At 43.4% G+C, this 13,892-nt stretch carries 12 protein-coding genes, 2 tRNA genes and 1 pseudogene; 4 read left to right on the top strand and 11 right to left on the bottom strand.

What is annotated here, in order from left to right; genetic code table 11:
- The 7 genes from RH85_RS09530 to RH85_RS09500 all read right to left on the bottom strand — a co-directional run.
- A partial coding sequence (locus RH85_RS09530; protein WP_006712005.1) for a PTS transporter subunit IIC occupies positions 1-710 on the bottom strand: 710 nt, incomplete at its 3' end.
- Between the two features lie 11 nt (positions 711-721).
- Complete coding sequence (locus RH85_RS09525) at positions 722-988, bottom strand: PTS sugar transporter subunit IIB (RefSeq protein ID WP_005593935.1); 267 nt, start codon at positions 986-988, stop codon at positions 722-724.
- A gap of 10 nt (positions 989-998) precedes the next feature.
- Complete coding sequence (locus tag RH85_RS09520) at positions 999-1,442, bottom strand: PTS sugar transporter subunit IIA (protein ID WP_006712004.1); 444 nt, start codon at positions 1,440-1,442, stop codon at positions 999-1,001.
- A gap of 539 nt (positions 1,443-1,981) precedes the next feature.
- Positions 1,982-3,304, bottom strand: coding sequence for a CoA-disulfide reductase (locus RH85_RS09515; protein ID WP_006712003.1), 1,323 nt, complete (start codon positions 3,302-3,304; stop codon positions 1,982-1,984).
- A 74-nt stretch (positions 3,305-3,378) separates the two neighbouring features.
- On the bottom strand, positions 3,379-4,791 hold the full coding sequence (locus RH85_RS09510; protein WP_006712002.1) for a cation:dicarboxylate symporter family transporter: 1,413 nt from the start codon (positions 4,789-4,791) through the stop codon (positions 3,379-3,381).
- Between the two features lie 39 nt (positions 4,792-4,830).
- A complete protein-coding gene (locus RH85_RS09505) occupies positions 4,831-5,214 on the bottom strand; it encodes a RidA family protein (RefSeq protein ID WP_006712001.1) in 384 nt (127 codons plus the stop codon).
- Between the two features lie 28 nt (positions 5,215-5,242).
- Entirely contained in the window at positions 5,243-5,899 is a 657-nt protein-coding gene (locus RH85_RS09500; protein WP_006712000.1) for a helix-turn-helix transcriptional regulator, read from the bottom strand.
- A 448-nt stretch (positions 5,900-6,347) separates the two neighbouring features.
- Here RH85_RS09500 and RH85_RS09495 point away from each other — a divergent pair, with 448 nt between their 5' ends.
- Entirely contained in the window at positions 6,348-7,193 is an 846-nt protein-coding gene (locus tag RH85_RS09495) for an enoyl-CoA hydratase/isomerase family protein (RefSeq protein WP_006711999.1), read from the top strand.
- 135 nt (positions 7,194-7,328) lie between these two features.
- On the opposite strand, the gene RH85_RS09490 is transcribed toward RH85_RS09495, so the two are convergent.
- From RH85_RS09490 to RH85_RS09475, 4 genes and pseudogenes are all read right to left on the bottom strand, one after another.
- Positions 7,329-7,419, bottom strand: a tRNA-Ser gene (locus RH85_RS09490).
- 323 nt (positions 7,420-7,742) lie between these two features.
- A tRNA-Pro gene (locus tag RH85_RS09485) sits at positions 7,743-7,819 on the bottom strand.
- Between the two features lie 51 nt (positions 7,820-7,870).
- Positions 7,871-9,680: pseudogene (locus tag RH85_RS09480) on the bottom strand (DUF3413 domain-containing protein).
- 25 nt (positions 9,681-9,705) lie between these two features.
- Positions 9,706-9,930, bottom strand: coding sequence for a YejL family protein (locus RH85_RS09475; RefSeq protein ID WP_005593944.1), 225 nt, complete (start codon positions 9,928-9,930; stop codon positions 9,706-9,708).
- Between the two features lie 86 nt (positions 9,931-10,016).
- Between RH85_RS09475 and yejK the strand changes: the two genes are divergently transcribed.
- The 3 genes from yejK to RH85_RS09460 all read left to right on the top strand — a co-directional run bounded on the left by yejK (position 10,017) and on the right by RH85_RS09460 (position 13,808).
- Positions 10,017-11,018, top strand: coding sequence for a nucleoid-associated protein YejK (gene yejK, locus RH85_RS09470; RefSeq protein WP_006711998.1), 1,002 nt, complete (start codon positions 10,017-10,019; stop codon positions 11,016-11,018).
- 185 nt (positions 11,019-11,203) lie between these two features.
- A complete protein-coding gene (locus RH85_RS09465; protein WP_006711997.1) occupies positions 11,204-12,487 on the top strand; it encodes an Hpt domain-containing protein in 1,284 nt (427 codons plus the stop codon).
- A 160-nt stretch (positions 12,488-12,647) separates the two neighbouring features.
- Entirely contained in the window at positions 12,648-13,808 is a 1,161-nt protein-coding gene (locus RH85_RS09460) for a hypothetical protein (protein ID WP_006711996.1), read from the top strand.
- Positions 13,809-13,892 lie beyond the last annotated feature (84 nt).

Here is a 13,892-nt window from a genome sequence, read left to right as displayed (position 1 = left end):
TATAGAACAAGGATTAAGTAGATCACACCCATGGTTAGCGAAATAGAAATTGAAGAGTCACGAAGGAACACAAGGTTCTTCGGTAGATTCATTTCTTCAGTGCTCTTTGAGCCTTTACCGACGACTTGACCAACGAGAGCCGAAGCGACATAGCCAACTGTTGAGAAATGACCAAATGCAACATCATCGCTACCGGTGATCTTACGCATGAATGGCTGTGCCATCGCTGGGAACAACACCATGATTAGACCTAAGCTCACTGAGCCTAAGAACACCAACATCGCGCCGCTAAAGCCCGCAACACTTAGGATGATGGCAATCATACATGCCATGTACAGAGTGTGGTGACCAGTTAAGAAGATGAACTTAAATTTTGAGTAACGAGCAAAGAAGATATTTGCCACCATACCGAATGCCATGATCATTGAGGTCGCCGCCCCAAAATCCGCCATTGCAGTTGCGTAGATAGCTTCGTTATTTGGAATCACACCACGAAGACTGAAGCCTTCTTCCATCAGTACGCCCATTGGAGTGACTGCGGCAACCAGAATACCAGCGCCGCCGCCAATAACAATGAAGCCAAGAATGGTTTTAATCGTGCCCTTAATAACATCAGAACTCGATTTTTTCTGGATAGCCAAACCTAATAAGGCGACTAAACCAATCAGTATTGCAGGGGTGCTAAGAATATCAGTAATAAAATGGAGCATAATAAGTTCCTTTAGTTACGATTTAAGTAAGCTTCGATTTTTTCTTTCATTGCTGCTTTGTCGGTAATGTTTGGAATTGAAATAACATCACCAGCATGAATACTGTCCGCAAGATCTTTTGTACAAATAAAAACATCAGCCATGTCTGGGGTTACAGAGCCTAAATCGGTATGTTCAACTTCTGCATCGATACCTAATTCACGCATCACTTCTTTAACCTTCATTTCGATCATGAAAGAAGAACCTAGACCAGTGCTACATACAGCCATAATACGCATAGTTTTATCCTCAGAATTTTTTGATTGTTTCAATAATTTGTTGTTTTTCTAGAGCCTTTGACACTTCTAATACATCGTCTTCGCTACAGAAGAATTCTGAAATAGAGGTGATCAGTTCGATGTGTTGGTTGCTATCTTTAGCCGCTAGCAACAAAAGAATTTTTACTGGATCGTTATCTTCGCTGTGAAATTCAACGCCATTACGAACCACAAGTAGGGATAGAGCATTATTGTTGACGCCTTGCTCTGGACGAGCGTGTGGCATAGCGATCATTGGGGCAAGAACGTAGTAAGGGCCAAGTTCTAAAGTTGAATTGATGATGGCATCAACATATTCAGGTTGAATATCACCAGACTCAATTAAAGGTTGGCATACCAGATGAATGGCATCCTGCCAGTTTGAAATGTCATCAACAATAGAGATGCGCTGTTCAGTAAGGAGAGTTGAAAGCATATGTTTACCTTTATTACGTTAACCTTGATATACACCATCAAAGCTGTCTATACAGGTAATGCTATAAGAGTTAAAAAATAAATAAGGTGATAATTCTCTCAATAATCCAAGGGTTAAAATTTAATTTCCATTGCTGTCTTTGGAATCACATATTTTGAATTATTCGCGATGGACTTATTTAAATATGTGATGTCGGTGTATTTTTTATAGGAATGTAGGTGGTATGAAAAATATTAATAAGAGGTATTTTGATGAGTTTTATTTATAGATTTTTACGCTTAAATATTGTTTTGGTTGGCGCGTTGTGAATATTTTTTAACGAAAAATAACATTGCACTTAATGTTGTCTTAATTAATTGGAGAGGGGGTGTTTTTTATATCTTTGTTTTACTTGCAAGTGGCTTTATTTGTTTGTGTGTAGACAAATAAATAAAGTAGTTGGTGGCAATATAGGAAGAAAAAAGAGGGAGTGTTCTACAACACTCCCTCTTAGTATGGTGACTTGATTCGCTTTTTACTTTTCGTTTTACTTAGTTTTATTACTTAGCGACGTTACCCGCTACGTTTAGTGCATCCCACGTGCGTGAGAAAGGTGGTGCGTAGCAGAAGTCCATGTAGCCGAGTTGTTCAGTGGTCATCTTGGCAACAATAGCGACAGCTAGGGCGTTTACGCGGCCAACTGCGCCTTTTTTACCGATGATTTCACCGCCCAGTAAAACGTGAGTGTCTGGGTGGTACACTAACTTAACCTTAATATCTTCTTGGTTCGGGTAGTAATCCGTTTGGTTTTTATCTGCAATCGTCGAGGCTTTGACGGCCATCTCATGCTCTTTGGCCAATAGTTCAGAGACACCGGTACACGCGAGTTCGTAATCGAGAACCTTTAAGCATGATGAGCCTAAGAAACCGGTCATGTGAGTGTCTTTACCTGCAAGGTTATCTGCCATCATACGAGCTTGCTTGTTGGCGGTTGTTGCCAGCGGCAAATACATCGATTGGCCAAGTGCGACATGATGTACCACTGCACAGTCGCCGACTGCGTAGATATGAGCATCTTCCGTCGCGCCAAATTCATCGACAAGCAGTGCACCATTAGCTGCTTTAGCCAATTCGAATGCTTCTGTGTTTGGTTTAAAGCCCAGAGATAGAATTACAATATCGGCTGCAACATCGCCGTTGTCCGTTGCTACGATATAACCGCCTTGTGGCGCATCACTAATTGCGGCAACGCTGCAACCAGTTTTCAGTTCTGCACCTGATTCACGAATCGCATCTTCCACGACGGTGATCATTTCAGGGCTGAATTGACGGCTCATGATGTGCTGTTCACGTTCAATAATGGTGACGTGTTTGTCCAGGCCATGAGCTGCATCGAAAACTTCAAGGCCGATAAAACCAGCACCAATCACACAAACACGCTGTTTGCTGTTGTCTTTAAACGCGTCTTTTACGGCCAAACCATCTTCTTGGCTAGTGAGGGTATAGACGTGTTCTGGGTTGTATTCCCCAAAGGCTGGCATGATTGGACGAGCGCCAGTTGCGATGATTAGGATATCGTAATCCAATACGCTATCTACTTCGTTATGACGAAGTGTGATTTGTTTTTCAGTGCGATTCAGCGCCACCATTTCGGTGTTAACGCGAACATCTAAACCTGATTGAATAGCTTGATCAGGTGTACGAGAAATCATACGTTCCGTGTCATCAAACATGCCACCTGCAAAATAAGGTAGGCCACAAGCTCCGAACGAAATGTAATCGCGTTTCTCAATTACGATCACGTCGCTTGATGGTTGATTTCTTTTGTATTTTGCAGCGAAGCTCATACCTGCGGCATTACCGCCAATGGCAACAACTTTCATTTTAACTACCTAAATAACTGAAATTCGGAAAAACGAAAGAGCATCCAAGTGGATGCTCTTTTTAAACCAAGAGATTAAGCTGAAGCTTCACTCTCTTTCACGCTAACAGCGCTATTGTCTGCATTGTATTGCTCAAGATTCAGTGAGCCATTCTTCTTAGCAGTTAACACGCCAGACAGCATTGAACCTGAGATGTTCAGAGCAGTACGTGCCATGTCGATCAGCGCTTCAATTGACACTAGAATCGCTACCACAGTGATGTCTAGGCCCATGATAGTCAGTACGGCTACAGCAGCAAACGTTGCGCCGCCACCCACACCAGCGATACCAAATGATGCAATCGCAATCACCGCAATCAGTTGTAGGATGAAGCCCATATCAACAGGCATACCCATCACTTGTGCTGCCATGATAGCAAGCATTGCTGGGTAAATACCCGCACAACCGTTCTGACCGATACTGGTACCAAAGGTTGCTGACATGTTTGCTTTTTCTTCATCAACACCTAAACGTTGTGTTTGTGCTTCAACGTTTAGTGGGATAGCTGCCATGCTTGAACGAGAACCAAAACCGAACACCAATACAGGCCAAGTTTTCTTCATGAATTTAGCCGGTGATAGGCCGAACATTGATACCATCACGAAGTGAATAGCGAACATTACACCGATAGCAACATAGCTGGCTACTAGGAAGCGTCCCATCTCGGCTAAAGCGAACAAATCGTTAGTCATCATGAACGTGGTCATCAGAGCGAATACACCGTATGGCGTTAGCTTCAGAATTTCACGTACCATTGAAAGAACCACTTCTTTAGCTGCATTGATGAAATCAACAAAGCTTTGTACTTTCTCTGGCTTACGCGTTCTAACTTGTAGAATACAGTAGCCAAGGAACATACCGAACAATACTGTCGATAGCGTAGAAGTACGTTGAGAACCCGTTAGCATGTCGAAGATGTTGGTTGGAATGATAGACAGTGCCATACCAGACAAACCGCTGTTAGCCATTGCGTTTTGTGTTGCAACTAGTGAGTCACCGCGTGCTTCGATTGCACTGTTGGTGCCCATGGTGCTAACCAATGCGTTTGCATCGATACCAAATAGGTAAATGGCAGCAATACCAACCGCAGCTGAAATCGCACAAGTGAAAAGTAGAATACCGATAATTTTTGGTGCGATTCGAGAAAGAGCGCCACCACCGTCAACGTTCATGATCGAAGAGATCATCGCAACGAAAACAAGCGGAATAACGATCATTTGTAGTAGCTTAATGTAGCCTTTACCAAACACGGAAATCAGTTCAGCAAAGCCACTTGTTGCGACGTTACCAACACCGAATACGAGCTGAATTGCGCCACCAAATAAAAGGCCAGCGGCCAGTGCGCTTAATACTCGGAAGTTAAAACTTTTCTTTTGTTTTTTGAAGCTTGAAAGCAAGGCATAAAAGCCAAAAAACAGAACACTTAATCCTATAAACGAAACACTCATGAGAATCTCCTATTGATACCCATAGTTTGTTGAGAATGGTTACTTTTTGAAGGCGACTGCTTCAACTTCAACCAATGCATCTTTTGGCAATCTTGCCGCTTCCACACAAGAACGTGCTGGTGCATTCTCAGTACCAAAAATTTCGGTATACACTTCATTGAATGCTGCAAAGTTTTCCATATCGGATAGGAAGCAAGTTGTTTTAAGTACCGTATCTAGACCGGCGCCGCTTGCTTCAAGAACGGCTTTTAAGTTCTCTAGTGATTGGCGAGCTTGTTCCTTAATACCACCTTCAATAAATTGCATGGTTTCCGGAACCAGCGGTAGTTGGCCAGAGGTAAAAACCATGTCGCTGTACGCAGTACCTTGAGAGTACGGGCCGATAGCCGCAGGGGCTTTTTCAGTCGCAATGATTGATTTCACGATGTAACTCCTAATTGATTAAACTTTGTTATGATTTGAATTCTCTAATGAATTTGTAAACAGCTTGGCGGCTTATGCCAAGTCGTTCTGATACTTGTGTGGTGGTTTCTTTTAATTCGAAAATACCATTGTCAAATAAGCAGCGAATAATGGCTTTGTTACGTCCTTTCATCGTGACTGAATCATCAAGATCCACGTCAGTGATGGCTGTGTCTAATGCTTGGTTAATGACATCATTGGCATTGTTGCTGAAGTTTTCGTTGACCAATGAGGTACCAAATTGAGGCAGTAAGGTTTTGACAATTTCAGGAAACGGATAAGAAAGATTCATATTGATGCACAACATTCCAATCGCCTTTTGCTTTGGTCCCGCTACGATGCAGGTGGTTGATTTGAGCAATGAACCGTCAGCGGCATTGGTGAAATAGCTCTTCGGTGATACTTCACCTGTTTTATTAAATGTGCGCCAAACTTTCAAACCTAAGTCGGTGATTGGTGAGCCGATTTTACGTCCAGTATGATGACCATTGACGATTTTTACCACTGAGTTATCAACGCTCTCGAACGAGTGGATAACCACTTCACAATGGGCGCCAATTAAGTCAGCAATGGTGTCAGCTACGCGAAAGTAGTTGCTGAGGTATTCTCGGTCTTCATCAGTAAATCGAACTTGTTTTACACACATGGCTTAGGTTTACAAAATTGAACTTCATGACGTAAAACTAACTCTTTCGTACTACTTCATCAAGTGCGGTAAACTTTTGTAAACCAAAAATAAAGTGACGCCAATCACTTATTGTGCTGGTTTTTCCATAGAGCTTGAGAGGTTTTTTCGAACGACATCACGCTATATTAGTTTGTGTGGTTAATTTTTTTAAACTTAATCATAGTTTAAAAAAGTATCACAAAATTTGGGGTTTTATACCGCCTTCATGATCTATCGCAAGTTTCAATCTAAAGCCAGCATCGTGGACAGCGTTTATATATGGCCAAATTTGGCTGCGATACTATCAATATTTAATAGATTGAGTTTCCTGTTTTTCCAGATTGTGTCACCCCCAAGCCAAAGCTATCGTTAATCATCATTACTGATAGAACAGTAATTTCCAAATTTTTCAAAAAAGGAAATTGAAATGGCTTATGAAGGTTACACAACGTTTACTGCACAAGAGCAAGATGCAATCCTTTACGTAACGTTTGATTTTGGTGCGGTCAATGTTCAAGGGCAGGAGATGCTGTCTGATTTAAATGGTTTGGCATTGCGACTAGAACGCGATCGAACGATCAAAGTTGTGGTTTTTCAGTCGGCGAATCCAGAAATTTGGGTATGCCACTATGACACCAACTTACTGAAAGATATGTCTACTGAAGCGGTCTCACGTGAAGAAGCAAAACTTCTCGACTTACAAGTGGTACTAGAGCGCATCAGTAAACTACCACAAGCAACGATTGCTAAACTTGAAGGCTTTGCTCGCGGAGGTGGTCATGAGTTTGCTCTTGCTTGTGATATGCGTTTTGCCGCCCGTGGAAAGTACAAATTCATGCAAATGGAAGTAGGGATGGGTATTTTACCTTGTGGCGGTGGTGCTTCGCGTATGGCTCGTCAGGTCGGCCTTGGCCGTGCTTTAGAGATTATTCTCAGTGCGCGTGATTTCGATGCAGATGAAGCGGAAGCATATGGAACGATCAACAAAGCACTAGAGCCGGATGAGATTGGCCCTTACGTTGACGCACTTGCACAACGCATTTCTAAATTCCCAGCCGAATCCATCAATGCTTGTAAGCAGATGGTTTATGAGTCGATCGATAAGCCGATTGATGAAGCACTTAAAGCGGAAGCATACTGGCTATATCAGGCAACAAGTCGAACGGCGGCCGTTAAGCGTTTTAAAATTGCTGATGAGCAAGGCCTTGAGCACGATATTGAAAATCAACGTAATTGGGAAGCACTGGTAATGAAGGTGCAAGATATCGAATAAACCGACCATGCGCTTATCGACAAATAGCAGTTATTAGTGACAACGACACTTGAACGAGTGAAGTTGGCTAAGCGGTAGGGGGATTTCGTCAGATAGCAAAAAGGCCGCTAATTGCTTAGCGGCCTTTTCTAAATGTGGCGGAGAGATAGGGATTTGAACCCTAGGTGGGCTATAAACCCACGCCGGTTTTCAAGACCGGTGCTTTAAACCACTCAGCCATCTCTCCGTTGACGCGCATATTATATAGGTCGGAGATCCTTGTAAACCCCTAATTTGATTGTTTGCCTTGTTTTTGAGCGATTTAACGGTTTTTTTTATCAGTTGCTGGTTTTGTAGTCTATATGTCTGATTTTGTGGAAAAACTAAGGCAAGTTGTATCGGATCATTTGTGGGCAGTGGCAAGGGAAATCTCATCTTGATTGTTTATACAAGGAGATGAGCTTGGCTTATTCGCACCCAGAAAGTAGGGCTAAGTAACGAAAGGGTGGTGTTGTGGAGGAAGTGCAGGTAACAAAAAAGAGAGCCGAAGCTCTCTTTTTTATAGGTGTATGGTCGGACTGAGAGGATTTGAACCTCCGACCCCCGACACCCCATGACGGTGCGCTACCAAGCTGCGCTACAGTCCGATGCAATCAATGTAACCAACTCATGGTTAAGCGTCAATATAACAGACTGATTTATTTGCTTTTTGTGTAAAAGCGCTGCAATTCAGTTAAGCCTTGCATCAACACTGGTAGTGCTGGATTTTCGTCCCGTAGGCGATTGTAATTGGCATCGTATAGCTTGTAGTTGCCAAATTTATCGATCACGGTGGTGTTGCTGTTGGTGATCAAAGCAAGTTCATGATGATCACCAGCCAAAATCCATTTGCGAGAACGCTCATCAAAGAGGTTTCGACCGCTACTGTAATCCGATGTAATCCGATGGATTTGACGATACCCCAAGTAAGTCTTGCAGTAACGTTACCGACAGATCTAGGTGACTGGTACGGTGGTTGTACTGACCCGCGACTTTACCTGGCCAATGGATGACCATTGGTACTTCAAGCTGATATTGGCTGTAATTAGAGCCTGCACCCCAGCTATTTGATCCGGTTTCGTTGAACTCTGTACCATGATTTGAAGTCAAGATAATCACGGTAGAGTCTGACAAATCGAGTTCGTCTATTTTGGCATACAGTTCTGCAAGCTCATTATCGGCGATTTTGACCGACTGAGTATAGTTGGCACTCAGTGATTCAATAGAGTTACCAGCAGTGTGCGAATAATCGTTAAAGTTATCCAGTGTGGTTAACTCGATAAAGCTAAACCAAGGTTGATCGTCTTGGCCTTTAACCCAGTCAGCCCACGCGTTAATGGCCAGCTTATCAGAAGATTTTGTTTTTGCGATTTCAATCGATTGCAACTCTAAACCGTTAAATACGATATCGCGGTAGAGTGGATCTTCGAAGTTATCTCCGCTAAATAGGCCAAACTGATAATCTTGATCTTGCAACGTCGCTAAAACGATAGGCAGAGAGTTTTGTTCTTTGATGCTACTTGCGTAGCTGGTCGGTAGGCCATAAAGCAAGCCAAACACACCATTGCTATCGTTGCTTGAGCTGAAGTGATTATTAAAGCTCAAGTTGTCCAGAGAGAACTGGAAAGTGCTCGGCATCGTTGCCGCATTGAGCGCATCAGCACGTAAATTGTTAACACTGACAACGAGAACGTTGAGAGGGTTTGCACGTCGGCTGAACTCAATCTGTTCTAATGGATAGCGGACTAATTCCGACTCGCCTAGACTTTCGGCGCGTCTCTTAAGGTATTCTTCTCGATCAAGTAGGCCATGTTTTTCCATGAAAGATTTCGCCGTCATAGGGTATGACAACGGGAAATTGGCCTGTTGAGAGGTGATTGGCGTGTAGAAGTGCGCATCCGCCCAAGAATAAATGAGGTGGCTGGACGTAAAGCAGAGGAAAAACAACGCAGTAATCGGTCGACCAACATGTTTGTGCGACAGTTTACGTTGTTTACGCCATACCCATTCAGATAAGGCCAACTCTACTAAGAAAATCAGCGGTAAAACCACAAATAAATGCTGCAAATCAGCACTGACGGTTCCACTATTTTCAGAAAAGAGGACTTCCCATACTACTGGAGTAAGGTGAAGATTGATGGTTTGATAGGCTTGCGTGTCGACAAGCAGCAGCGTCAAGCCTATGGTCACCAAGCAGACCGACACTAAGCGGAAGAGCTTACGTGACGGAATGATGAACGTCAGCGGAAATAGAACCAGTAGATACAGCGCGAAAACGAGGAAGCCAAAATGACCAACCCAGGATACGGCGAGGTAAAACTGGCCGAGAAGCGTCTCAGGCCACGGAGATTGAGTGATGTATCGGGTACCGATAAGCATGGCTGCGATAATATTGAAAAACGCAAACCAATGGCCCCAACCGACCAAACGCGAAACGCGCTCTCCGTATGTATTTCCGTTATCTACCATTGACTGTTCTAAATTCCGGTTCTAATTAATGTGCTTTGTCGTCGATTGAAGACAGCAAGGCTTGAGCAAATTTTTCAGCAATTGCTTTGCGTTGACCTTGGCCAACACGTTCATTGATTACGTTCGTTGCAATGTTACCAGCGATCATTAATGATAAATCCGGACCTGCACCGTGCTTAGCAAGCACTGCTGCAACTTCGGTCAGAATGTTTTCAAATTTTTCGTCGCTGTATTTAGATGTAATCGGCATAAAGACTCTAATGAAGAATAGTAAAGCGGCTTATGATAACCTACAATGCCGAGCAACTGAATCCTAGAACGACGATAAATTTCATCATGAGCCTCTATCTTTCAAACGTTATCCTACATCAACTGCAAAAAAACGAATCCGAAGAACTAGTGGTTAACTTTCGCGCAGAAGCGCTGGCTAACGATTCCTCTAGTGAAAACCTTGTTGCTGAGTTACATCGTGTCTTTAACTCAAAAGCTGGTAAAGGTTTCGGTTCATTTAAATCAGACAGCGAATTTCAAGTCTGGTTGCAGGAACTTCGTAAACAAGAGAGAAATTTTTATGATTTCTCACAAGTTAGCGCAAATCGCCTAAAAGATGAACTGTCTAAATACCCATTTGCAGATGAAGGTATCTTAGTGTTTGCGGAATATCAGTCATTGGCGACGGATTATTTATTTGTTGGCATCATTCCATCAAACCACAGTTTAAAAGTGACTGAAGGGCTAGATATTAGCGCGACAGACTATCTTGACCTGAGCAAAATGGATATTGCAGCGCGCATCGATCTTTCAAGTTTTGAAACGGATAAAGACTCAAATCGTTACCTAACTTACATTAAAGGCCGTGTTGGTCGAAAGGTTGCTGATTTTTTCCTCGATTTTCTACAAGCGGATATCGGGCTAGACACCAAGCAACAAAACCAAGTGTTGATGCAAGCAGTGGAAGATTTTTGTACTGACTCAAAGTTAGAAAAATCGGATACAAACAGCTACAAGAAACAAGTCTTTGACTATTGTAGTGGCCAACTTAAATCCGGTGATGAAGTTCAGATCAAAGAGCTTTCTGGTGAGCTACCACCAGCTGAAGATGGTTCGAGCTTCTTGCAATTTACGCAAGATCACGGTTATCAATTGGAAGAAAGTTTCCCCGCTGATCGTTCAACCGTTCGTAAGCTAACTAAGTACGTCGGTGCGGGTGGGGGTCTTAACATGAGCTTTGATAGCATGCTGTTGGACGAACGTGTATTTTATGATCCAGAAACCGATACCCTGACAATTAAAGGTACTCCGCCGAATCTACGCGATCAGTTAACGCGCGGTCGTTAATTCTGTTTCGCAACTCGTTCTGTAGCCTCGCCAATTGTGCGGGGCTTTTTATTGCCCGTTAAAGGATCTGTTACATTACATAGTCATAATCTGAGCTTGGCGACATTTTATTGTTCATAACACTGCATAAGTGCCACTTTGTGTATATTCTTGTATTTTAGGGAATAAACCATGTGTGGACGGACATGCAAAAAAGACAATTAATGCTTGGCTGGGGATTGATCCTAATATGGGCGTTGGTTCTTTCTGCTATGGTGGTGAACTACCATAAAACAGAAGCTAAGATGCTAAAGATTGAGCTACTTGGCGACAGCATAGAAGAGTTCCGTAGTCGGCTGTTCTTCGATGCGCCTTATCGTGTCAATCTCGTCGATCAGCAAGTCAGTAATCTTGAAAACATTGAAGCTCTGCATGATGAATTGGTTCAAGGTGCCGACACCGATTGGTTCTCTCCTGACATTCAACAATTGTTATTTACCACTGAATGGTTTGTCGAACAAAGTCGAGCCTTTGTGGATACTGAATTAGCGTTAGTCGCGCTTATTGGTCAAATTCAAGAAAAGCGCCTTGCTTATGTCGATCAACCTGACATCGTGGTTTATTACTACCGTTTGAGCGCCTATGTCTTTGAAGCATTATTCTCTTCTAAATCCCAAGCGTCGGTGGCGTATCGGGATCTCGATAACTTATACACCCAGTCGCTTTCGCTTGCTGATACCGATAAGCAGCAACTGCAGGTGGTATTGGCAAATACCTCGCAAGTGATGGGCAGTTATGCGCAAGGTTCCTATTTAGTCGCTCAATTAGTGAGTCATTCCGTCCACGCTGAAGTGACCGCTATCGGTGAGCAATATCATCGATTGCTCGCTCAGCATCTGCTTGTTGGCGCGTTATTTAGTGGCGGCGCGATGTTGCTGTTAATGGTACTTTGGTATCGTAGCGGCGTTTTGCTGACCACAAGGCTTTCATCTTCGGCTAAGCAGACAACTGCTACACAGCCTCAAGTTGAAACCAGCGGTGACGCCAGCCAGATTGTTACTGAAAACGTCTCTGCGACACCTAGTAGCCACAGTGAGGAGATTCAAGCTCCGATCGTAGCAGAGACTCTGGCCAGCGAACCATCATTGGTCGAGCAAGAAATAAACTTCCCATTGATGCTTGATTCGTTAGGAGATGACCGCGAGTCTTTGTGCATGTTGCTCGAGGTGTTTATTGATGATCACCAAAATGATGTGGCAGCGATTTCCCGCTTATTAAATGATGCTCCAGATGAAGCGATTCGCAAAGCACATAGCTTGAAAGGGGTTGGCGGAAATCTAGGCGCAGATCGTTTGCGTGACATCGCTGGAAAAGTAGAGGAAGCACTGCAAAATGACAGCCCGCAAGTCCCTAAACTATTAATGGTGCTTGATACCCACTTAAGTAAAGCGATCGCAGAAGCTCGGGAATTTCTTGCTCAATCAGCGTGAAGCGTTTAGCAAGATTAAAATATAGCCACTGGCGATCTCATTCACTGATAAAACAATCAGCGGTTTAAACATACTCTGACCTAAACTTAGGTAAATTAATGTACAAATAGGCTTTGTTTTAAAAGCCATTTATGTCGAGCCAAAGCTTTTAGGTGCCAATATGTCTATCCGTCGATGTTTCTCCGTCGTATTGTTTTCCATCACAGTCATGCTGTCCGGTTGTTCACTATTGGAAGTCAAAATTGACAGCCAGACTGTGCCGTTGACTCAGCAAGAGCTGAACATGCGCATCATGACGCGTGAATACGCACAGCAATTTTTTGCTCAAGTTGAGCAGGCTGCCGATGTCTTACAGCAACAATATGACGCGAAGGACCAAATACACCAATCTTATATCCTGCTGTGGAAAATCAATGCGGAAGAAGGTTTGCAGTCAGCGGCTTATCAAGTGTCACCGATGGCTGGCTTAATCGATACTTGGGTTTTTGTTCATCAAATGAATCAGTTTTATACCCAAGGAGAGGGCACAACGCTCTTTATTGGCGATGAAGCAAAACAAGTGTCCGCTCACCTTGCCCAAGAGATTGATAAGTTGGCGAGTGCTCTCCTTAAACCGGCGGTTTATGAGCAATTGAAGCAGTTTGTTGCTCAGTTTGTCTCGACCTATCCGTTTGCCGATCTGAGTTTTATCCGCACTCCTGCATACAGAGCATGGCTAGAAGCGAGCAATATTGCTGAAGAAGATGCTGTGACGACCTTAGGCACCATGCCTGAAGCGATTGGTGATGTTTCAGATCGATTGGCACTCGTTTCAACCCAAACCCCAAAAATCATGACTTGGAAAGCGCAATTACTGGCGCTGAATAGCTCAGCAAGTATTGAGCAGGTGAATCAAGCATTAGACAGCTTGAAGGTAACATCAGATGCGTTAAATGATTTTATTAAAAACAATCCAGAGTACATGAGCAATCTCGCAGAGCAGATGGCGATGCAGTTGCAACCACTGGTGGAAGATATTGACCAGAAAACCGAGGCGCGTTTAGCGCAGCTGAGTGTTGAGCGTCAGGCGTTGGAGACCATGGTGGCGAGAGAGCGACAAGAAGTGGCATTGATTATTAGTCATGAGCGAGAAAAATTTGCTCAAGATTTGGATCATGTTTCTCAAGAAGTGGTGAACCTTGCAATGGACAAACTTATCGAATTGGTGAAAAGCACCATTCTCTATTTTGTGTTGTTTATTGTGGTCATCTTCTTTGCTCCTCTGGGTATTGGCTACATGTTGGGTAAACGCTCAGCGGTAAAAGCGAAGCCAGCGTCTTAGCGACTTTGTGAGAATGAAAAAGAGCGCTTAAGCGCTCTTTTTTGTCATCGAAACTAAACCGCTACCGAAGCAACCTTTTTAGAA

Origin of the sequence: Vibrio ichthyoenteri ATCC 700023 (assembly GCF_000222605.1) — a bacterium.
Classification (GTDB): domain Bacteria; phylum Pseudomonadota; class Gammaproteobacteria; order Enterobacterales; family Vibrionaceae; genus Vibrio; species Vibrio ichthyoenteri.
This window is presented reverse-complemented; position numbering and strand designations above follow the sequence as displayed.